The sequence below is a fragment of the Bradyrhizobium sp. sBnM-33 genome, from assembly GCF_032917945.1.
In the GTDB taxonomy this organism is placed as follows: Bacteria; Pseudomonadota; Alphaproteobacteria; order Rhizobiales; family Xanthobacteraceae; genus Bradyrhizobium.
This window is the reverse complement of record NZ_CP136624.1, coordinates 8020896-8040501: the sequence shown is the minus strand read 5'-3', so window position 1 is coordinate 8040501 and position 19606 is coordinate 8020896. Positions and strand designations below refer to the sequence as shown.

Below are 19606 nucleotides of genomic sequence, written 5' to 3'. Positions count from 1 at the left end.
TTCGCTCCATCCGGGCTACGCGCTCTCCGGCGAAACATGGTTAGCCAATTGTTTCGTTAGTGCTTCGTAATCCACGACTCCACGAAACCGAATTTTTGCTAACGCATTTTGAACTTTCTGCCTGCCAAATGCGTCTCAGGGGAAGTACCGAGGGGATAACCATGGCAGATCGCAGCGGCCTGAAATTCGTCGGCTTTGTCTTCGCAACCGTTACGATGGCGGTAATGCTCACCGCCACGATGGTGGTGAAATCCTATGCTGACGGTGTCTACACGATCGAGGAGACCGCGTTCGTCCGCCAGTAATTGCGGATCGGGCAAGCATAGACGCCGGATCTCAGAAAGATTCAGCGGCTCCAGATCAGCGTCATTGCCACGACCGCAAGCGTCAGCAGTCCGACGAAGCGGATCACGAGTGTGCCCATGCTATGCGACGACTGCCGCAACGGCATTGAATCCATGTTGTCTCGCTGAACGTTTTGCATCGCCGCTATGTCCTCAAAAGGTGCCTGCCGCCAAGTGACGACATCCGTACTTGGACGCGAGGGTGCTTATAAAGTTCAGATTGAACACAGCCAAACAAAACCGCCGCGCTTCCGTGCGGAAGGCGGCGGAGTGTCAGATTTTTGCAACGATAGGATTAGCTGTTGCGCAGGCCGTCGGCGGCACGCTTCCACTGCGTGACGTTGTCGGCGATCATGCGCGTCGACTTCATCGCCGCCTGGCTGAGCTGCGCATATCCCGAGATCTCGCGCTGGACACGCTGGCCTTCGGCATGGAGCAAGTCGCGGAGGCTTTCGAGTTCGGAAATCAGCTTCTCGATTTCCGCCAGCGACGTGCCGGCGACGCGCTGGATCAGCGAATTGACGTTGTTGACGGTCGCTTCGGCATTGGCGTCGATCGGCACGGTGTCCGGGGCCACCGCGGGCCGACGCAGATAGGCGATATCGTTGCGAACGAAATCGCGGATGCCGGCCTCGACTTCGGATACGGCGGCGAGATCGCTGTCGACCTCCGTGTTGGAATCAACTTGTTCGGAGCGATTGATGGCGTTCATCGGCTATTCCTCTGTTTCGCTTTCAGGCGAGCGCGGACGTCCCCCGCACGACGAAGTGGAGCGGGTCCCATCTGTCCCACCGATTTTGTCCGCATCTGGGCCAATCTGCGGCAATGGTGGTTCATTCTCTGGGGCAGTACCCTCGAGATCGGAAAACGCGTCAAATTGGGACGACTCCTGCCCTCACCAGCTACGCCTGAAGCCCGCGCTGAGGCTCGTGTTGGCGGCGCCCGAGGGCGTTTCGCCAATCGAGCCGGAGATGGTGACGCTATCGAACAGCTTCTGCTCGGCGCCGACCTTGCGCAGCCACTTGTCGTCGGATGTCGATAGCGTCTGGCCGGCGATCAAGCTGGTGCCGGTGTCGGCAATGCTGAGCTTTGCCGACTGGTCGGTCTCGTAGCTGCGCGCCGGATGGCTGACGATGCCGGGCACCGGCACGATGCCCTGCTGGATCAGGTTGTAGTCGTTCTTCAGGGTCAGCGAATATTGCTCGCTGATCGGCAGCGACTTGCTCAAGGATGTGCCGAGCTTGCTTTGCTCGGATCCGGGATCGACCCGGGCCTCGACCGCGGTCTTGTCCCAAATCGAGCCAACACCGGGGGCCGTGATCGCAGCCCATGCGGTGCCGGATGATTGCGGCAGGCTGCCGCCATTGGCGAGTTTTTCCGAGAGCAGTTCGGACGTGGTCGCCGTGCCTTGCCGCGCGACCGTCATGTCGGCGCCGATCCGCGCATCCCAGAACGGCGAGATGGATTGCTTGACCGATACCGCGGAGGTGCCGTTCGGTCTTTCATTGGCGGACCATGAGGCGTCCGCGCTGGCAGCGCCTTTCGACGAATTGCCTCCCTTCGGCGCCGGGCCGGTCAGGGTCGATGCATCGACGTTGAGCTGGCTCCAGTCGAGCTTTTCGACGTCGATGTCCTTCATGATGTCGGCATCGTTGACGCTGGGAGCGGCCCCGGCTTCTTCAGCCTCCTGCATCTCCGGCTCGTCCTCGGTCGGCGGCGTTTGCGCCGCCACAGCCAATATCGAAGCCAAACTTACGCCGGCCACCAGCATTGGCAGCCGTGTCCAGCCAAATCGCATTTTCGGAATCATTGCCCGCCCGCATTCCAAGTCACGCCAACAATGCGTTCGCTCTGTTGCGAAATTATGGCGGGTGCTCGAATTCCGTCATTGCGAGCGGAGCGAAGCAATCCATCTCTCGGCGCCCGCCGAAGCATGGATTGCTTCGTCGCTTGCGCTCCTCGCAATGACGGGACTTGTGATCGCGGTGAGCTACACCGCCATCCGCGGCAGGTGAATCGGGTAGCCCACGGTCTGCTCGACCAGATCGAAGGTGTCGACCAGCACGCGCAAGTTGGTCAGGCGGCCGGCCCTGAACTGGGCGAAATGGGCGGTGCGCAGGCTGATCGGCTTTTCCGAATCCAGCGCGGTCAGCAAATAGCGCATCATCGAGGCGGCCGTATCCACTCCCAGCATGATCGATTCGCGCTCGAAGCGATGGACGCGGAAATTGTCCGCGATCTGCCTGATCACCTCCATCACGGCCGCCTTGCCGCGGCGCGAGCCGAAGAACGGATACATATCGATCGGTCCATAGATCGCCCAGTCGACCTCCTCGTCGAGCAGGATTTCGAGATCGGCGGACTGGCGTTCATTGATCGCGCGATGCAACGCGCGCGAAAAACCCCAGAGACTATGCTCTGTCATTTTGATTTGGTCCTTGAAACTGGATTTTCAAAACGGCAATCGCGCCCAATCGGGCGTCTTCTCGACGCCGGGCTGAAACACCGAACTTCACTGTTGCAGCCAGAAATAGAGCAGTTTCGCCAGAACACAATTGCCGTTTTTGCAATGCACAAATGCGGCTGTTCTGGCCGCATTATCGGTCGTGGCGGCGCACCGGCTCGCGCTCGATGGCGATCTCGGCGTCGCGAATGGCGATGAAGCCGAACAGCAGGGCACAGCCGATGCCGCCGATTGCGGCTCCCAGCGGCATGAAGGTGAAGAACACCAGCATGGCGCTATAGCCTTCAAAACTCGTGGTTTTGAAGATTTCCACCCGGGCGAGACCCGCCCCGATGCCCAGCGCCGCGCCTCCCAGCGCCCCCAACGCCAAACCAAGCAAAGCCAGCAACGCGATCTTCATACGTTCTTCATGTCCGGAAACAGCCTTGTGGTGTGTCACGGACAGAGCGGTGAGGTTCAATGAGCGCGGGGAAACAGCCGCGAGTCATTCCGGGGCGATGCGAAGCATCGAACTATGGTGCGCAATTGCGCACCCGAGAATCTCGAGATTCCGGGTTCGCATCTTCGACGCGCCCCGGAATGACTGAGTGCGTAGACGCTAAATCGGCTCCGGCCTTCTACCGGTCAGGATCGCGGCGACGTCGCGTTCGAGCAGTTGCTGGACCAGATCGAAGGTGTCGATGATCTCCCTGATCTGGCTGATCTTGCCGTCGCGCAGCGTGTAAAAGCCGGCGATGTCGAACTGCACCATGCGCTGATTGATGCTCTTGCGGAAGAACACGCGGATGAACGCGGCCGCCTTGTCGCCCTCGACGACCAGGATCGGCACCTCGCAGCGCAGTTCGGAATAGCGGGCGCGGACGGCGTTCCACATCTCGCGCATTTCGGCCTTGCCGCGGCGATGGCCCATATGCGGCAGTATGTCGATCGGGGCGTTGGCGAGGGACTCGATATCGTCGGTGCAGCGCGCCAGCGCGCCTTCGACGTCGCCGGAATACAGGACGTTGAGGAAATCCAGTACGCGCTGACGATGGGATTCCTCGGTCATTCGTCCACCCCCGTCTGGGTTCGATCCGGCTCTGCGGCCCAATCCATTGTGAAGGGAACGGCGGAGGGATCAATCAGCAAAAGGAACCCACAGTATGTGACGCGGTGGTTTCCAAAAGGTTCACTGCCGCCCGCGATGCGACGACACAGGGAAAGACGCACGGGCCTGTTGCAGGGGGACGGATTACACTCAAACCCTCATCCCGAGAAGCCTGCGGAGCGGGCGTCTCGAAGGATGTCGGCCTGCTGCCGGCTCCTAAGCGGCGTCTTTGGTTGCGATCACCGTCCGGATGTCGTCGGCCAGTTCGCGGTAATGCAAGTGAGGCGCAGGTATAGCTCGCGCTTCGCCCCATCCGACGTCAACTTGCTGATCAAATCGCATTCGGCGGCGAGAGTTTCGAACCGCTCCAATTTGGCTTCAAGATCGGTCACGACGGATCCCCCAACGGCCACCAACGGGATCAGCTTACGCCTTCATTTTACGTCACGGCTAACATCGCTATCGGATAGAACTAATTTATAGCCTCGGCGATTGCGCGGACGCTCCGGCAATCATTGCCTGGTAATTTGCCTCGGGAAACGTCATCATTCCCAAACGCGAGGCAAAGCCTCCTGACCGGCTATCGCGAATGAGGCACGCCGAGGAGTGTCCGGCTCTCAACCGATCACCGGCATTTTGAGTGTACCTGATACAGATGTGGGGCACGTCCACTGGTGGCGAGAGCAGACATTTGCCACCGGAAAGAACGGCAATGTGCTATCATGCCGGCGCCAACGTCGCACATGAGACGCGGTGCTCAGATGATCACAATCCCGGAACTGGTGGCGCAAGCTTTGGGGTCATTTCTGGCTGCGGATACCAGGAGCAGGTTTGGCTCCTCCCAAGCCCGGCTGGCTGAATTTCTCCCTTATGCAGCCAGGCTCACATTGGAATGCATCGGCAACAGCGACGCTCTATACCACAATATCGAACACACAATGCTCGTGACCCTTGCCGGGCACGACATCCTCATGGGCCGGGCAATGCTGCGGCCGACGACGCCGGACGATTATGCCAACTTCATCCTGGCGTGCCTCAGCCACGACATCGGATTTGTTCGGGGAATCGTCCAGGGAGATGACGGGGATTCCTACGTCGCAGATCTCAGCGGCCGTACCGTTCGCCTGGCGCGAGGGTCATCCGATGCTGCGCTGGGAGCCTACCATGTGGACCGCTCGAAGCTGTTCGTCTTCGAGCGGCTCGACACTTCCGAAGAAGTCGATGCGAGCCGGATCGCCAGGGCAATCGAGTATACGCGATTTCCCTATGTTGATTCATCGTCAAACGACGAGCTGACCGAAGAAGAGGGCCTGTTGCTGCGCGCGGCCGACCTCATCGGGCAACTCGGCGACCCCAACTACCTGAGAAAAGCGAATGCCCTGTTCTACGAATTTGAAGAAGTCGGCATGAACAAAACGCTCGGCTACGAGACGCCGGCAGACGTTGTTTATAAATATCCGCAGTTCTACTGGAACAACGTCGCTCCGCAGATCCAGACTGCGATACGCTATCTCAACGTCACATCGAGCGGACGGCAATGGATAGCAAACCTGCACAGCAACGTTTTTCGGGCTGAGCGCGAAGTGAATTTGTCCGGCCCGCAGCCGTAATCGTGGTCTGCCTGCTCCACCGCCTTGTCGCAAAACGCCGCGTGGATCGAGCGACGGTCGCTTGCGCTAACCATGATATCCCGGCGACTTGCGCGCCAGTCCGTCGAACGCATCGAACAGCCGCTCGCGCCAGGCATAAACCGGATCGTCTTCTATCAGCAGTTTGAACGGGCTGACCATCCGCGCCCACTGGTACGCGCCGAACACGATATAGTCCGCATAGTTTGGCGCGGCGCCGCCGAGAAAGCCTTGCGTCCGGAGCGTCAGCCGCAGCGGGTCGAGGCTTTTGCGAAAACCTTCGACCGCCTTGTCGCGGTCGGCCATGATCGCTTCCAGCGGCTTGCCAAAACGCGCCTCGCGCGTCCGGCGGAAATAGGCGGCGTCCTCCGGCTTCAGGTTGAGCGGAATGTCGGCGATGATGAGCGGAAACATGCCGCCGATCACGCCGTCGCCCCACCAGTTCAGCATCCGCCCCATGGCGCGGCCGCCCTCGCCGCCGAACAATGATGGCCGGTCCGGATATTTGTCTTCGAGATAGTTAGCGATCGTCCAGGAATCGACAATCGCGGTGTCACCGTCGAGCAGCACCGGCACCTTTTCCGACCCGTGCGGCGTGATGGCGCTCTTCTCGGTGAAGCACCATGGAACGGTTTCCGCTGATAGCCCCTTGTGCGCCAGCGCCATCCGCGTCCGCCAGCAGAACGGGCTGAACGGACGGGATGGATCGGTGCCGACGAGTTCGTAGAGTTTGAGGGACATTGGCGACATCTTGCGCGAGCAGCAGCTAGCACACAAGCGCTGTCATTGCGACGAGACAAGCCACGACTTGTTCCTCAGAGCTTGCAGGCGAAGACCGACGCAATCCATTCGCGCTTCGCCGACCGGCAGATGGCTTCGTTTCGCCCGCACTGACGAAAGCCATCTTAGCTCATTGTTCCATTACAAAGCGGTGCCGCTTGAGGAACGGATACGCCGTTGAAGTTGAGGCATCTCGCAATCGTTCGCCCACTACGGGTGATCCGCAAGCCTCAACGGACTTGAGGGTGCCCTTTGGCTGTATCCAAAAGGGGTATGAGAGCTCTTCGGCAGTATCTCGGAAGGAGTATTGAATCTCCTTTCCACAGTCGAATAGGCTTGGGTTTACTAGAGAAATTCAGAACATGACCCGAATTGAGACGACGACCCGATTGTACCTCAGATAGTACGACTGAAGATTGTACCGATAGAAGAGGCGTTTATTGCAATGCGCCACGCCATCGAGACCGCACCAAGAGATGGAAAAGCCGTAATCCTGGAGCATGATCCAACGGGGACCTATGACATTGCTCACTGGTCGGCCCAGGTGGGTCAGTGGGTCACTGAAAATGGTGAGCCAAGCAAGATCGCGCCGACACATTGGCGTCCGATGCCGGGCGATCAATATAACGCAGAAGCGCACGGAGAAACGCACGCCTTCCGGCTCTGGTCGTCGCCGCGCGCGCGGCGCCTGATCACAGCCTCCTGCATCACGCTCGTCGCGGTGGTGCTCATACGCTTATATTTCGGGTTCGGGCCAGAGATCCCATTTCTCAGTGAGGACGTGCGGAAGTCCGAGTCAACGGCGCTTCGACAGCAAGCCGAGGCCGGTCGAGCGGAAGTGGGCACGGCGACGGAGGCTGTGCAGGCCAGGCAGACCGCAGAGGCTTCAGGTACCCGGCGTTCCGTCGAGGAGCTCGATGCGCAGTTGCAGACTGCGGCTGCGGATCGCGCACAATCGCTTGAACAGGAGCGGCAGAAAACGCTTTCTCTGCCGCAGGAGCCGGCGGCGGCGCGACAAGTGTCGACCACAGGCGCCGTGGAAGGCGGTCAAGCACTCGACGAGGAACGCGCACGCAGTGCCGCGCTGACCAGCGAACTTGCCGCGGCGCGGCGCGAAATCGAGGTGCAAGCGCAACAATTGCGCGTCGCGAGTGAGGAAGCTCGGCAATTCCAGCAGGCGGCAGCCGCGGAAAGCGCAGGATCGGTCGAGCAGGAGCGGCAGAAGGCTGCAGCCCTGGCGCAGGAGGTCGCGGCGGCGCGAAAAGAGCTGACCACGAGTGCGGCGAAATACGGCCAGGCGCTCGACGAGGAGCGCGCACGCAGTGCCGCACTAGAGAGCGAGCTCGCCACCGCGCACCGCAGAAGTGAGGCGCAGGCGCAACAATTCCGCGCGGCAAGTGAGGAAGCTCGGCAACTCCAGCAAGCGGCAGCCGCGGACAGCGCACGATCGGTCGAGCAGGAGCGGCAGAAGGCTGCAGCCCTGGCGCAGGAGGTCGCGGCGGCGCGAAAAGAGCTGACCACGAGTGCGGCGAAATACGGCCAGGCGCTCGACGAGGAGCGCGCACGCAGTGCCGCACTAGAGAGCGAGCTCGCCACCGCGCACCGCAGAAGTGAGGCGCAGGCGCAACAATTCCGCGCGGCAAGTGAGGAAGCTCGGCAACTCCAGCAAGCGGCAGCCGCGGACAGCGCAGGATCGGTCGAGCAGGAGCGGCAGAAGGCTGCAGCCCTGGCGGAGGAAGTCGCGATGGCGCGAAAAGAGCTGACCACGAGCGCGGCGAAATACGGCCAGGCGCTCGACGAGGAGCGCGCACGCAGTGCCGCACTAGAGAACGAGCTCGCCACCGCGCAGCGCAAAAACGAGGCGCAGGTGCAACAAATGCGCGCGGCAAGTGAGGAAGCTCGGCAACTCCAGCAAGCGGCAGCCGCGGACAGCGCACGATCGGTCGAGCAGGAGCGGCAGAAGGCTGCAGCCCTGGCGGAGGAAGTCGCGACGGCGCGAAAAGAGCTGACCACAAGCGCGGCGAAACATCGGGAAGCGCTCGATGAGGAACGCGCACGCAGTGCTGCGCTGAAGAGCGAGCTCGCCACAGCGCAGCGCGAAAACGAGATGCAGTCGGCGCAGTTGCGCAAGGCGAGCGAAGAAATGGGGCAGCTCAAGCGAGCAGCCGCAGACGCCGCAGAATCGCTCGGACAGGAGCGGCAGAAAGCGGCTGCCCTCGCGCGGGAGGCTGCGGCTGCGCGACAAGAACTCATCACAAGCACGGCGAAACATCGGCAAGCACTCGACGAGGAACGCGCACGGCAGGCCGCACAGTGGAGCGAGCTCGCGGCAGCGCAGCGCGAGATCGAGGTGCAGGCGACGCAACTGCGCAAGGCGGAGGAAATCGGGCAACCCAAGCAGGCTGAAGCCGCGGACAGCGCACAAACGCTCAAACAGGAACGGCGAAGGTCGGCTGCCCTCGCAGAAGAAGCCGCGGCGGCGCGGCAGGAACTCATCACAAGCACGACGAAGCATCAGCAAGCACTCGACGAGGAGCGCGCACGGCAGGCCGCACAGTGGAGCGAGCTTGCGGCGGCGCAGCGCGAGATCGAGGTGCAGGCGACGCAACTACGTAAGGCGCATGAGGAGATCGGACAGCTCAAGCAGGCGGCAGCCGCGGACAGCGCACAATCGCTCGAACAGGAAGGGCAGAAGGCGGCAGCTCTCGCGCAGGAAGCAGCGGTTGCGCGACAGGAGCTGACCGCGGGCGCGGCCAAATATCGTCAAGCGCTCGATGAGGAACGCGCGCGCAATGCGGCGCTGACGGGCGAGCTCGCCACGGCGAGGCGCGAAACCGAGATGCAAACGGCGCAACTGCGCAAGGCCAGCGCGGAAATGGGGCAGCTCAGGCAGGCGACGGAACGCACTACGGCAGACCTGCGGCAATCTCTACAGCAGGAGCGCGAGCGAACCGAGGTAATGGCACGAGAAATCGAGTCGGCGCGGCGCACGATCGCTGCACGTGTCGCCCCTGAACCCGCGGCGACCGGCAGCATTTCCAAGTCAGCACACGTAGTCGAGGCGGCCGCGACGGCGCACTCGCCGGCCGTAGAAGCGCAAGCGAATCCAGAGGCGACGAAATTAATCGCGCGCGCCCGCACGCTGCTTGGTCAGGGAAATATTGGCGCGGCGCGGATCGTGCTCGAGCATGCTGTCGAAACGGGAAGCGCGCGGGCAAGCTTCACGCTCGCAGAGACCTATGATCCCGTCATTCTTTCCACATGGGGAACATACGGTACGCGCGGCGATGCGATGAAGGCGCGCGAGCTTTATGCGAAGGCACATGCCGGCGGAATTCAGGATGCAAAGGATCGATTGGAGCGGCTGGAGCAGTGAGGGAATGACGTTTTGATACTCGGGCAAAAAGCCACGCAGGGCGACACCCGGTGGCTGGAAGCCGAACTTAATACAATAAAGGATATTACAGATGAACATGTTTTCCAGATCGAGCATTTTGCTCGCGCTCGCCGCTTTGGCGCCGATCATTCTGGTGCTTCAGCCTGCCGCGTTGGCTGCACAAACGCAGAGCGTCCGCAAGGCGCAACGCACCCCAACGCAGATCGCCGAGAAAGAGAAGATGAACGCCTGGACGGTCGGTCTTGCGGGCGGCTTGCTTGAGGGTGCGCCCCTTCGCCTCGCGGCGGAAATCGCCCGCGTCGTCGACGACGGGCCCAATTTGCATGTCCTGCCGATCGTCACCCGAGGCGCCACGGAAAACCTGAACTCGCTGCTCTATTTGCGCGGTGTCGATACGGCGATCATCAATTCCGACGCGCTCGAAGAGTACAAGGTTCAGGTGCCCGAGATCCAGCGCCGCATCACCTACCTGCTTAACCTCTTTCCATCCGAGCTGCACATCTTCGTTCGGCCTGAAATCCAGAGCCTGCAGGATCTCGCCGGCAAGAAGGTGAATTTCAATACCCAGGGAACGGCTGCCGCCTATTCGGGACCGCTGATCTTCAGCCGTCTCGGAATCAATTCAGAGAACACTTTCATCCCTCATCAGGTCGCGCTGGAGCAGATGCGCAAAGGCGAGATGGCGGCCGTCGTTTTCATCACCTCGAAGCCGGTTGACGCCTTCGTGCGCGGGCGCTGGGATCCAGGCTTCAAGTTCCTCCCCGTCAAATACGAAAGCAAGTTCGAGGATTACTATCTTCCGGCGGTGTTGGAAGCGGCCGAGTACCCCGGCCTGATCAAGCAGGGCGAGCGTGTTCCGACGGTTGCGGTACCGACCGTTCTGGTCGCCTTCAATTGGCCGGCCGGGACAAACCGCTATCAGCGCGTCGCCCGCTTTGTTGATGCTCTGTTTTCCCGTATCGACAAGCTGCAGGGGCCGGGCTTCGACCCAAAATGGAAGTCGATCAATCTCGCCGCGACAGTCCCCAGCCTCGCCCGTTTTGCGGCGGCGCAGGAATGGCTGGATCGTCAGGCCCGCGCGGCACAGGTGTCGCGATGAAAGCGCTTCCTCTCTCCGTCGCGTTCGAAGTCGTCAGCAGGATCGCGCTCGCGCAAAGCCCGACCGATCCGCTGGCGGATCTTCGCGCTTGCTCGCAGTTGGAGCGCGAAGAGAGGCTGGAATGTCTGGACAATCTGCTCCGTAATATTATGCCGGCCCGGCCGGTTCCTGGGACCGGCAATTGGATTATCAGCGAGACCACGTCGCCTGTGGACTACACCCCGATTATCACCGCCACCACGTTTTCCCACGGCGGCTCGAATGACCATCCGATGCAACTCTCTATTCGCTGCCGCGCCGGTCGCACCGAACTGGTCGTCTCCGGACCGGCCTTATCCCGCAACGGGAAGGAGCATGCCATTTCCTATCGCATCGATGACAATCAGCCCGTGTATCTTGCGGGAACCCCGCCGTCGTCCGGGACCGGCGTAGCGTTCACGGGCGACGTCATACGCTTGCTGCAGTCTCTTCCCGAGCAGGGAGAATTTGCCATTCGTGTTGTGAGCCGAGCCGGCGCCGCCCAGCAAGGACATTTCTCGCTCGGCGGACTGAAAGTCGCACGAGAGCGTCTCGCTACGGTATGCAAATGGCCTCACATCGTAGCCGGTCCGCGCAACTGAGGTCATCGAACAATCACGGGAGGTGCGTTATGATCAGGATTGGAAGTACTGTTAGAGTGATGACGGGCGTCATAGCGTTGCTCGTCATGGCGCCGCCATCAGCGCCAGCGCAGGAGAAGAATCAAGCGGCGCTGGTGAAGAAGCAAGCGGCGGCGCCTGCGCAAGGGTTGAAGCGTACCGCTGCCGTTGCCGTTGTCGACAAGAAGCCGCACCGCCTGATCCTGCAGGTGAATTCGAACGAGCCCGCGATGATGAATCTCGCGCTTAATAACGCAACGAACGTTATGCAGTATTACAAGGATCTCGGTGAGAACGTCGCAATCGACATCGTGACTTTCGGCCCGGGCCTGCATATGCTGCGTGACGACACCTCGCCGGTGAAAGCACGGATCAAGGCTATCTCGGAGAGCAATCCTTCGATCTCGTTCCAAGCCTGCGCCAATACGCGCGACAATATGAGTAGGACCGAAAGCAAGGACATTCCGCTGATTTCAGAAGCGAAGATCGTGAAATCCGGAGTCGTGCGGGTAATGGAGTTGCAGGAGCAGGGCTGGACGTATGTAAAGCCGTGATGGCGCTGCCCTTGCGGATTCGGCAGCTCTCGCCTGACGTTTCAGCGATTGCGCAGCTTCTCGCCGCGCAATCGCTGAAATTCATCAGGACACACGAAGGTGACGAAACGGCCTAGACCGTCGAAATGCCGTCGATCGGGCTGATATCGCCGACGAATCTCAAAAGATCGGCCATGGTGAATTCGCCAGGTGTCTTGGACGGCAGCGTCGGCTTCCAGTTCTTGCCTTTCAGCCAGAGGTACGACTGACGGTCGCCGTGCACAAGGCCGACGAACACTTCCGCCACGATCGTGGCCCCGACCGGTCCGAGCTTTTCGCCGCCGCCGCGCTGCTCGGCCTCCTTGAGGATGTAGTACCAGAGCGGTGTGTGCTCGTGCAGGCCGTGCTTCTTTGCCGCGGCGCCGTCCGTGCCACTCGCGATCTCAGCCGGGGTGAGCGGATTCTTGATCTTCATCGCCTTGGCGATATCCTGTCCCGACGGCAGCCCCAGCATCACGCCGCGCTTGAGGTTGCGGAACGGCAGGCTGCCGCCACCGCCCGGCAGCTCGTGCAACTGCGGGATCAGGAACGGGTCGATCTTCCGCGAGGGATTGAGCCGCACATTGGTCGGATTGGCCGCGAGCACTTCAAAGTAGCGGCGCCAGTCGATGATCCAGTTGCTGGAGAGCACCGGTATAGGCAGCGGCGGCTGCACCGGATCAGACGCGAGATCGCCGATGATACCGCCCGACAGGCCGGTGAACTTGAACAGCAGATCGAGCGTGGCGGGAATGCCGCCGCCCGGCGTGAACTTGCGGTTATGGCTGTAGACCTCGCGCACCATGCTGTGGCCGAACCGGTACGCCGCCGCGGAGAACTCGACAGGCATGTAAGGCGTCTTCTTGAAGCGGTAGAAGCGGCGGCCCTGGTCGAGGATCTTGGCGACGATGCCCTTTTCGGTGATGCGCTCCACGAAATCATGCAGCACCATCCATTGGTAGTGCCAGGTCACCGTCTGGCGTGCCTGCGTGAATATCTCGCCGGCGGCCGGCACCCCGGATGCAGCAAGATGGTCGCAGACCTTGTTGTGAAACTTCAGCATCGCCAGGTGCGTCTGGGCAACCACGAGATTCTCGTCATTGCGATGGTCGCCGATCAACGCGAAGCCTTCCGGGTTACGCGGCAGGTCGTTGCGCGGTGTGATGGTTATATCGTCAACGCTGATGGTCTTGCCGAGCAGCAGTTTCGGACCGGGCGACTTGCCGTCGGCATCGCCGGGATTGCGCGCGTAAAGCTGCCGGCTGCCGTCCGGACCGAGACCGTAGACGCTGTCGAGATCGAGTGCCGGCGTGCGGAAGTTCTCGACCGCCGTCGGGTCGGCTTCCTTGTCGCCGAACGAGGTGAGATCGAGCGTGATGTCGTGATCGACAAATTGGCCGAGATAGGTGAATCCTGCCGGGATCTTGCTGTTATTGCCGGCGGCGTCACCGGGGTTGGGATCCTTCATCGCGTCGGCAAGCTCCTGCAGCGGAGCGTCGTCGACGGCGAGCGGCTCGAGATTCGGAAACATCCGCCCGAACATTCCGGGATCGTCATGTCCGGAAAGTGAATCGAGAAACTGTCGGGTCGGTTGGCGGCCAGCCTTGCCATGGCCAGGCTGGACATTCACTTGAGTTGCCATCACTTCCTCCAATCGCAAATGTTGGGAGAAGAGGGGTACCGGTGTGTCGCGGTGTGCAGGTAAATAAAGGTTCAGGTAAAATTCGAGCGATACCCCTCGCGAGGGTTCAGCAGCAAAACCCACGCCAGACTGTGACCAATCGGAGCGCGGTGCCAGCGGATTATTTTTTGATTTGTGTGAGCAGCTTCACTGACAGAGCATGATCCGGAAAAGTGGGGACCGGTTTTCCCTCGCGACAAACGCGGAACGCGTTTGCGCGGAGATCATGCTCAAATCTAAAGAGATAGAGCGAAATGACGAAGAAAATCACCACGCTCTAGATGCGATGTCGAACGCTTTGCGTAGCTCCGCGTCGGTATAAAAACACACGCCGCCATCGAGATCCCGCACCAGCCATTCCTGCAGATACACGATCTGTGTCCCGCTTTGCCGTTCATGCCGAAGCTCGAGGTGCCCGTCCTCGCTTCGCTGCAGCGAGCAACTGGATTGTACCCAACTCGGCCATTCGTGCAGCGGCTGTCCGGTGAACTGCCAGGCGACCAACGCCACGTTGGTTGGACGTGGCTTCAATTTCAGTGTGGTGTCCACAATCGTCTCCGAAACAATGAGTCCTGCAGTCTGATAACGCCCGGCCGCGGCAAAAGTTGAGCGTTCGCGCGGCGATTCTCGCTGCGATTCGGCGATATTGCCTATGCGTGTTGGGGATGGATATCCGGGGATAGGGATGAATCCCCAGCCCAGCGCGCCGGGAGATCACCTCGCCGGCTCAGCGCCGCACGCCCCGACCCTACCGCACCACCGCCGCCGTCTGCCCGAACAGGATCCTGCGTTCCTCCTCGGTGCGATTCACCGGCTGGCCGAAATTCGGATTGACCTCTTTCGCCTTGGCATAGGCGCGCTCGGTGGCGGGCCGGGCGCGGATGGTTTCGAGCCAGCGCTTCAAATGCGGGAAGTCGTCGATGTTTTGGCTCTGGTTCTTGTAGGCACCACCCAGGGATAGCTCGCCATTTCGGCGATCGAATAATCGCCGGCGATGAATTCGCGGTCCGCCAGGCGCTTGTTCAGTACGCCATAGAGCCGGTTCGTCTCGTTCACGTAGCGGTCGATGGCGTATTTGATTTTTTCCTGCGCATAGTTCGCGAAATGATGGTTCTGCCCGGCCATCGGGCCGAGATTGCCCATCTGCCAGAACGTCCACTGGATCGCGTCATAGCGGCCGTAGAGATCGGCGGGCAGAAACTTTCCGGTCTTCTCGGCGAGATAGAGCAGCATCGCGCCGGATTCGAAGACCGAGATCGGCTTGCCCCGCCCTTCGGCTCGTGATCGACCATCGCCGGAATCCGGTTGTTTGGCGCAATCGCCAGAAACTCGGGCTTGAACTGCTCGCCCTTGCCGATGTTGACCGGAAAAATCTTGTAAGGCAGCCCGGTCTCTTCGAGGAACATCGTGATCTTGTGGCCGTTCGGCGTGGTCCAGTAATAAAGGTCGATCATGGGACGATCCTTGCGTTGGTTCTTGTTTTCGCAAGAAAGATGCGACTGCATGAATTTGATCGGGCTGACGTGCCAAGTCAATGCAGGCAGGCGCCGTGGCGCGGAAATGTGATGAGGCGGGATTAGCGTTGCGGCACGCCGATGCGGCCGTGCTCTCGCAGCAACTTTTCGCCTGATGCGGTGACGGTCACCATCAGTCCGGTTCCGGCGATGGTTTCGCGCACGACATAGCCGCGATCGGAAGCGTCTTCCCAGATCGTCAGGCGCGGACAGGAGGTCCGCCAGGTCGCGACGACTTCTGCGTAATTCCGCGGCTCGCGGGCGACCCATTCGACGAAGTCGAGCACCAGTGGATCTGCAGCGTCCGACATCAGCTCTCTCCCCTCAGAAGGAAGCAACCGAGCCGTGAACGAGCAGCAGCCAGCTTCCGTAGAGAATGTAATAGCCGGCCACCGTCGTAATCAGCAGGTTCGCCCAGGCGCGAAACTGCGCATCGCTCATCGCTTCCAGGATGCGCCGCGCCAGTGTGGTGCCGAGCATCGAGGCCGCGATCGCAACTGCGGCCAGCACGGGATCGAGCGTCGCTGCCTGGTCGATGATGCCGCCGAAATAGATCAGCTTGGTGAGATGGCTGGCGACCTGGCAGGTTGCCTTGGTGGCGACCACCTCGCGGCGGCCGAAATTGCCGCCGAGAAAGAACGTGTCCATCAGCGGGCCGGAGACGCCGGTCATCAGCATCAGCCCCATGCAGATGAAGCCGTAGAACGAGCCCTGCCAGATGCTGTCCGGGTTCGGCTTGAGGTTCTTCGGCATCAGCCGCGCCATGAACGGCGTGGCCCCGAGCAACAGCAGTGCAATGGGCTTGTCTGGCACGTAGCGGGTGAGCGACCAGACGCCGAGCGCCAGCGCGCACCCGATCAGATAGACGAACACCGGCCGCCAGCGGATATGCGCCCGCCACAGAAACGCGCGCCAGCCATTGGAGGCCATCTGCGTGATCGCGTGCAGCACCATCGCGGTGGGCAGCGGCATCAGCATCAACAGCACGCCGATCAGGATCATTCCGCCGGCCATGCCGAACAGGCCGGACAGAAACGCGGTGGCCACCATCAGCACACCCAGGGCTGCGATCATCAGCGGCGTCACGAAAATCTCCTGCGCAAGCCAGCCTCACGTTGAAGCGCAGCGCGCTGCCTCTGCTCCCTCTCCCCGCCCTTAGCGGGGAGAGGGTCGGGGTGAGGGGCTGCTTCCGCGAACTCACTCACAGTCGGACTCGCGGAAGCAGCCCTCACCCCGGCGCTTCGCGCCGACCTCTCCCCGCGAAGAGCGGGGCGAGCTTGAAGCCGGCGGCACTGATTCAACCCAAGGCTACTACACCCATGCTTGTGCCTCGCTTGTCGCCCACACGCAAACTGAGTTATCTTGTCCTGCCATAAGCTTTCCTGAGGGTCCTGTGCGGCGGCGGCTCTTCCGCGACCGCATGAAGGCGTCCGGGACGGCGGCGCGCCCAATTGCCTCAAGCAGCTTCCACTTACTATATTGCGAGCAGCAAGCGAGCGCCGACAGTGAAGTTCGCCCTTAAATTAGCACTTGGAGCTCGCACTCGTCACGGCTTGTTCGCGGCGGCCCGATGAAGGCCAATGCCCGCACTACAACCCTAGGCGCGAGAAAAACCATGACCATCGAAGAAAACAGAAACGAGAACGAAGCCGCAATCCGGGAGTCGATAGACCGCTTTGCAAAAGCGTTAGGCGCCAAAGACGTCGACGGATGCATGGCTGTCTTTGCCCCGGAAATCGTTTCCTTCGACATCCTTCCACCGCTGCAAGCGGTGGGCGCCGACGCGTTTGTGAAACACTGGCACGAGTTTTTCGAGTCCTATCAAGGTCCGCTTGACGTCGAGTTTCCCGATGTAAGCGTCAGCGCAGATGATAACGTGGCATTCAGCTATTGCCTCCACCGCATCGTTGGAACGCTGAAGAATGGCCACAAAACTGATTTTTGGCTGCGCTGGACCGCTGGTTGGCGCAAGACCAATGGCAAATGGCTGATTGTCCACGAACAGGTTTCGGTTCCTGCCGACTTGGCAAGCGGCAGGGCCCTGCTGGATCTAAAGCCGTAACGTTCGGTGGCGCTGCGCGACGACCGAGCGCGCCGCTTGTGCACGGTCATGGCAAGCCTTGCTTGTGAATGCCCGGCAAATCGAGCTATCTTGCATGACATCAGTTTTCCTGAGGGTCATGTGCGGCGGCTGCTCTTTCTCAACGGCATCAAGGCGTTCGAAGCCGCGGCGCGCACCGGCAGCTTCGCCGCCGCCGGCATCGAGCTCAACGTTTCCGCCGCCGCCGTCAGCCGGATGGTGCATCTGTTGGAGGAGCGGCTGGGCGTGGCGCTGTTCGAGCGCAAGGCCAACCGCCTCGTTACGACCGCCGCCGGCCGCGCCTATCAGAACGGGCTGACGCCGATCTTCGACGCGCTGGCGAGCCTGACCGCGCAGGTGACCGCGCCTGCAAGCGTGCGGGTGCTGACCATTGGCGTCGGTCCGACCTTTGCGATGAGGTGGTTGATCCCGCGGCTGGCGGATTTCCGCAAGCAAGAACCCGATATCGACGTCCGCATCACCACCGGCGGCGCCGCGGTGCCGTTCGGCGAGGACTGGAGCTGCGGCATCAAGCTCGGCGACGGCGAATGGCCCGGCCTGATCGCCGAGCCGTTGTTTGCCGCCGATCTGCTTCCGGTCTGCGCGCCGCGCCTTGCCAACGCGCTCAAACGTCCTGGCGATCTGAAGGGGCCGACGCTGCTGCGGGTGGCGCATTCGCCTGACGATTGGCCGTCATGGCTCGAGGCCGCCGGCACCGCCCGCATCAGCGCCCGCGGACCGGAGTTCGAATTTTACGGCCAGGCGCTGCAGGCCGCCGTCGACGGCCTCGGCATCGCCATGGGCATCCGGCCCTATATTGACGACGACCTCGCCGCCGGCCGGCTGGTCGCGCCGTTTGCGTTAAGTGTGCCGAAAGGCATGCGCTGGTATCTGGTCTATCGCGGCTTCAGTACCGGGCAGCGCGATTTCGCCGCGTTCCGGCGCTGGATCGTTCGCGCGGCAGCGGAGCCCGCCACACGCCGCAGGGGCCACAGACATGCCGGATGAGAAGATTGAAACGCTGGTGATCGGCGGCGGCCAGGCCGGCCTCGTGATGAGCCACCGCCTCAAGCAGCGCGGACTATCGCATCTGGTGCTCGAGCGCCACCGGATCGCCGAACGCTGGCGCAGCGAACGCTGGGACGGATTGAAATTCCAGTTTCCGAACTGGTCGGTGCGGCTGCCGGAGTTTCCGTTTCCGCACAGCGATCCCGACGGGTTTTCGGATACGGCCACCATCATCAAATTTATCGAGGCCTATGCGGATTTCGTCGCGCCGCCGATCCGCTGCGGCGTCGCGGTGACGCGGCTGTCGCAGCGCGACGGCGGGCGCTTTATCGCGGAGACCACGGATGGCAGGATCGAAGCCGACAATGTCGTTGTCGCCACCGGACCCTATCAACGCAGCGTTATCCCGGACCTGTTGCGCGATCATCCGGTGTTTCAGGTGAGCGCCGCCGGCTACAGGAATCCCGAACAGCTTCCGCCCGGCGCGGTGCTGGTGGCCGGCGCCGGCGCGTCCGGCGCGCAGATCGCCGAGGAATTGTTGCAGGCCGGCCGGCGCGTCTATCTCTCGGTCGGACGGCATCGCCGCCTGCCGCGCCGCTACCGCAGCCGCGACCTGATCTGGTGGCTCGCCGAAATGCAGTTCGACCAGATCACTCCGGAGGAGCGCGGACCCGCGCGCCTCGGCCCGGTGATTTCGGGCGCCTATGGCGGCCGCAGCATCGATTTCCGCGACTTCGCCGCCCGCGGCATGATTTTACTCGGACGTCTCGACGCCGCGGATGGCGGCGTGCTCGACATCGCGCCGGGCCTGGACAAAAGCCTTGGCGATGGCGACATCGCCTTCACCACCTTCCTCGATACCGTCGACGAATATGTGAAACGGCGCCGCCTGGAACTGCCTGAAGAACCCGGCGCCCGCGCGACGCTTCCCGACCCGCCCTGCGTCATCGCACCGCTCACGCGCCTCGACCTCGCCGCGGAGGACATCTCTTCGATCATCTGGGCCACCGGCTACGGCGTCGATTTCGGCTGGATCGATATCCCGGTCCTCGATGCCCGCGGCGAGGCGGTTCACCGCAACGGCATCTCAGCCGTATCAGGCCTGTATTTCCTCGGCCTGCAATGGCTGTCGAAGATGAACTCCTCGTTCCTCTCAGGCGTCGGCGACGACGCGGTGGTGCTCGCGGATCATATTTTGGCGCGGCGGTGAAAGACTCTCATGTCCCGGACGCGTTGCGGCACGCAGTGACGCGACGCAGAGCCGGGACCCATGCGTCTCGCCAGACAGATGGACCCCGGAACAGCAGCGCATCG

The 19606-nt window shown here is 61.7% G+C and carries 19 protein-coding genes and 1 pseudogene; 9 read left to right on the top strand and 11 right to left on the bottom strand.

Features of this window, described 5'->3' with window-relative positions; translation table 11 throughout:
* The first annotated feature begins 161 nt into the window (after window positions 1-161).
* Window positions 162-305, top strand: a complete 144-nt coding sequence (locus RX328_RS37700) for a hypothetical protein (protein ID WP_213248166.1) — start codon at window positions 162-164, stop codon at window positions 303-305.
* Window positions 306-639: 334 nt separating this feature from the next.
* Here the strand turns inward: RX328_RS37700 and RX328_RS37695 are convergent, their stop codons facing one another.
* From RX328_RS37695 to RX328_RS37675, 5 genes are all read right to left on the bottom strand, one after another.
* Window positions 640-1056: a hypothetical protein gene (locus RX328_RS37695; RefSeq protein ID WP_213248169.1), complete on the bottom strand. Its 417-nt coding sequence runs from the start codon at window positions 1054-1056 to the stop codon at window positions 640-642.
* Between the two features lie 183 nt (window positions 1057-1239).
* Window positions 1240-2142 (bottom strand): hypothetical protein, encoded by a 903-nt coding sequence (locus RX328_RS37690; RefSeq protein ID WP_249726128.1) that lies wholly within the window; start codon window positions 2140-2142, stop codon window positions 1240-1242.
* A gap of 192 nt (window positions 2143-2334) precedes the next feature.
* Window positions 2335-2769, bottom strand: a complete 435-nt coding sequence (locus tag RX328_RS37685; RefSeq protein ID WP_213248171.1) for a nuclear transport factor 2 family protein — start codon at window positions 2767-2769, stop codon at window positions 2335-2337.
* Between the two features lie 172 nt (window positions 2770-2941).
* Window positions 2942-3208: a hypothetical protein gene (locus tag RX328_RS37680; RefSeq protein ID WP_213248173.1), complete on the bottom strand. Its 267-nt coding sequence runs from the start codon at window positions 3206-3208 to the stop codon at window positions 2942-2944.
* A gap of 198 nt (window positions 3209-3406) precedes the next feature.
* Complete coding sequence (locus RX328_RS37675) at window positions 3407-3856, bottom strand: nuclear transport factor 2 family protein (RefSeq protein WP_213248175.1); 450 nt, start codon at window positions 3854-3856, stop codon at window positions 3407-3409.
* Between the two features lie 800 nt (window positions 3857-4656).
* On the opposite strand from RX328_RS37675, the gene RX328_RS37670 reads away from it, so the two are divergent.
* A complete protein-coding gene (locus RX328_RS37670) occupies window positions 4657-5505 on the top strand; it encodes a metal-dependent phosphohydrolase (RefSeq protein WP_213248178.1) in 849 nt (282 codons plus the stop codon).
* A gap of 66 nt (window positions 5506-5571) precedes the next feature.
* Here the strand turns inward: RX328_RS37670 and RX328_RS37665 are convergent, their stop codons facing one another.
* Window positions 5572-6264 (bottom strand): glutathione S-transferase family protein, encoded by a 693-nt coding sequence (locus tag RX328_RS37665; protein ID WP_213248180.1) that lies wholly within the window; start codon window positions 6262-6264, stop codon window positions 5572-5574.
* An 877-nt stretch (window positions 6265-7141) separates the two neighbouring features.
* Here RX328_RS37665 and RX328_RS37660 point away from each other — a divergent pair.
* The 4 genes from RX328_RS37660 to RX328_RS37645 all read left to right on the top strand — a co-directional run bounded on the left by RX328_RS37660 (window position 7142) and on the right by RX328_RS37645 (window position 11991).
* Window positions 7142-9679, top strand: a complete 2538-nt coding sequence (locus tag RX328_RS37660) for a hypothetical protein (protein WP_317258579.1) — start codon at window positions 7142-7144, stop codon at window positions 9677-9679.
* 91 nt (window positions 9680-9770) lie between these two features.
* Window positions 9771-10799: a TAXI family TRAP transporter solute-binding subunit gene (locus RX328_RS37655; RefSeq protein WP_249726129.1), complete on the top strand. Its 1029-nt coding sequence runs from the start codon at window positions 9771-9773 to the stop codon at window positions 10797-10799.
* On the top strand, window positions 10796-11419 hold the full coding sequence (locus tag RX328_RS37650) for a hypothetical protein (RefSeq protein WP_213248184.1): 624 nt from the start codon (window positions 10796-10798) through the stop codon (window positions 11417-11419). Before RX328_RS37655 ends, RX328_RS37650 begins: the two co-directional genes overlap by 4 nt.
* Before the next feature lie 59 nt (window positions 11420-11478).
* Complete coding sequence (locus RX328_RS37645) at window positions 11479-11991, top strand: DsrE family protein (RefSeq protein ID WP_317258578.1); 513 nt, start codon at window positions 11479-11481, stop codon at window positions 11989-11991.
* A gap of 112 nt (window positions 11992-12103) precedes the next feature.
* Here RX328_RS37645 and RX328_RS37640 read toward each other — a convergent pair whose 3' ends face one another.
* The 5 genes and pseudogenes from RX328_RS37640 to RX328_RS37620 all read right to left on the bottom strand — a co-directional run bounded on the left by RX328_RS37640 (window position 12104) and on the right by RX328_RS37620 (window position 16290).
* Window positions 12104-13651, bottom strand: a complete 1548-nt coding sequence (locus RX328_RS37640; RefSeq protein WP_213248188.1) for a peroxidase family protein — start codon at window positions 13649-13651, stop codon at window positions 12104-12106.
* A gap of 306 nt (window positions 13652-13957) precedes the next feature.
* On the bottom strand, window positions 13958-14239 hold the full coding sequence (locus RX328_RS37635; protein ID WP_213248190.1) for a hypothetical protein: 282 nt from the start codon (window positions 14237-14239) through the stop codon (window positions 13958-13960).
* Between the two features lie 199 nt (window positions 14240-14438).
* A pseudogene (locus RX328_RS37630) lies at window positions 14439-15144 on the bottom strand (glutathione S-transferase N-terminal domain-containing protein).
* A 122-nt stretch (window positions 15145-15266) separates the two neighbouring features.
* Entirely contained in the window at window positions 15267-15515 is a 249-nt protein-coding gene (locus RX328_RS37625) for a hypothetical protein (RefSeq protein ID WP_065743530.1), read from the bottom strand.
* A 13-nt stretch (window positions 15516-15528) separates the two neighbouring features.
* Window positions 15529-16290, bottom strand: a complete 762-nt coding sequence (locus tag RX328_RS37620) for a sulfite exporter TauE/SafE family protein (protein ID WP_213248192.1) — start codon at window positions 16288-16290, stop codon at window positions 15529-15531.
* Between the two features lie 529 nt (window positions 16291-16819).
* Between RX328_RS37620 and RX328_RS37615 the strand changes: the two genes are divergently transcribed.
* The 3 genes from RX328_RS37615 (at window position 16820) to RX328_RS37605 (ending at window position 19502) form a co-directional block, all read left to right on the top strand.
* On the top strand, window positions 16820-17266 hold the full coding sequence (locus tag RX328_RS37615; protein ID WP_213248194.1) for a YybH family protein: 447 nt from the start codon (window positions 16820-16822) through the stop codon (window positions 17264-17266).
* Window positions 17267-17386: 120 nt separating this feature from the next.
* Window positions 17387-18292 (top strand): LysR substrate-binding domain-containing protein, encoded by a 906-nt coding sequence (locus RX328_RS37610; protein ID WP_213248359.1) that lies wholly within the window; start codon window positions 17387-17389, stop codon window positions 18290-18292.
* Window positions 18282-19502 carry an NAD(P)-binding domain-containing protein gene (locus tag RX328_RS37605; RefSeq protein ID WP_213248196.1) on the top strand — a complete coding sequence of 407 codons (1221 nt, stop codon included), beginning with the start codon at window positions 18282-18284 and terminating at the stop codon, window positions 19500-19502. The genes RX328_RS37610 and RX328_RS37605 overlap by 11 nt, the downstream gene beginning before the upstream one ends.
* The last annotated feature ends 104 nt before the right edge of the window (window positions 19503-19606 follow it).

Bases quoted from the DNA above. Each gene is read 5' to 3' on its own strand.
- RX328_RS37700 (WP_213248166.1), top strand. From the start codon at position 162: ATGGCAGATCGCAGCGGCCTGAAATTCGTCGGCTTTGTCTTCGCAACC.
- RX328_RS37695 (WP_213248169.1), bottom strand. From the start codon at position 1,056: ATGAACGCCATCAATCGCTCCGAACAAGTTGATTCCAACACGGAGGTC.
- RX328_RS37690 (WP_249726128.1), bottom strand. From the start codon at position 2,142: ATGCGATTTGGCTGGACACGGCTGCCAATGCTGGTGGCCGGCGTAAGT.
- RX328_RS37685 (WP_213248171.1), bottom strand. From the start codon at position 2,769: ATGACAGAGCATAGTCTCTGGGGTTTTTCGCGCGCGTTGCATCGCGCG.
- RX328_RS37680 (WP_213248173.1), bottom strand. From the start codon at position 3,208: ATGAAGATCGCGTTGCTGGCTTTGCTTGGTTTGGCGTTGGGGGCGCTG.
- RX328_RS37675 (WP_213248175.1), bottom strand. From the start codon at position 3,856: ATGACCGAGGAATCCCATCGTCAGCGCGTACTGGATTTCCTCAACGTC.
- RX328_RS37670 (WP_213248178.1), top strand. From the start codon at position 4,657: ATGATCACAATCCCGGAACTGGTGGCGCAAGCTTTGGGGTCATTTCTG.
- RX328_RS37665 (WP_213248180.1), bottom strand. From the start codon at position 6,264: ATGTCCCTCAAACTCTACGAACTCGTCGGCACCGATCCATCCCGTCCG.
- RX328_RS37655 (WP_249726129.1), top strand. From the start codon at position 9,771: ATGAACATGTTTTCCAGATCGAGCATTTTGCTCGCGCTCGCCGCTTTG.
- RX328_RS37650 (WP_213248184.1), top strand. From the start codon at position 10,796: ATGAAAGCGCTTCCTCTCTCCGTCGCGTTCGAAGTCGTCAGCAGGATC.
- RX328_RS37645 (WP_317258578.1), top strand. From the start codon at position 11,479: ATGACGGGCGTCATAGCGTTGCTCGTCATGGCGCCGCCATCAGCGCCA.
- RX328_RS37640 (WP_213248188.1), bottom strand. From the start codon at position 13,651: ATGGCAACTCAAGTGAATGTCCAGCCTGGCCATGGCAAGGCTGGCCGC.
- RX328_RS37625 (WP_065743530.1), bottom strand. From the start codon at position 15,515: ATGTCGGACGCTGCAGATCCACTGGTGCTCGACTTCGTCGAATGGGTC.
- RX328_RS37615 (WP_213248194.1), top strand. From the start codon at position 16,820: ATGACCATCGAAGAAAACAGAAACGAGAACGAAGCCGCAATCCGGGAG.
- RX328_RS37605 (WP_213248196.1), top strand. From the start codon at position 18,282: ATGCCGGATGAGAAGATTGAAACGCTGGTGATCGGCGGCGGCCAGGCC.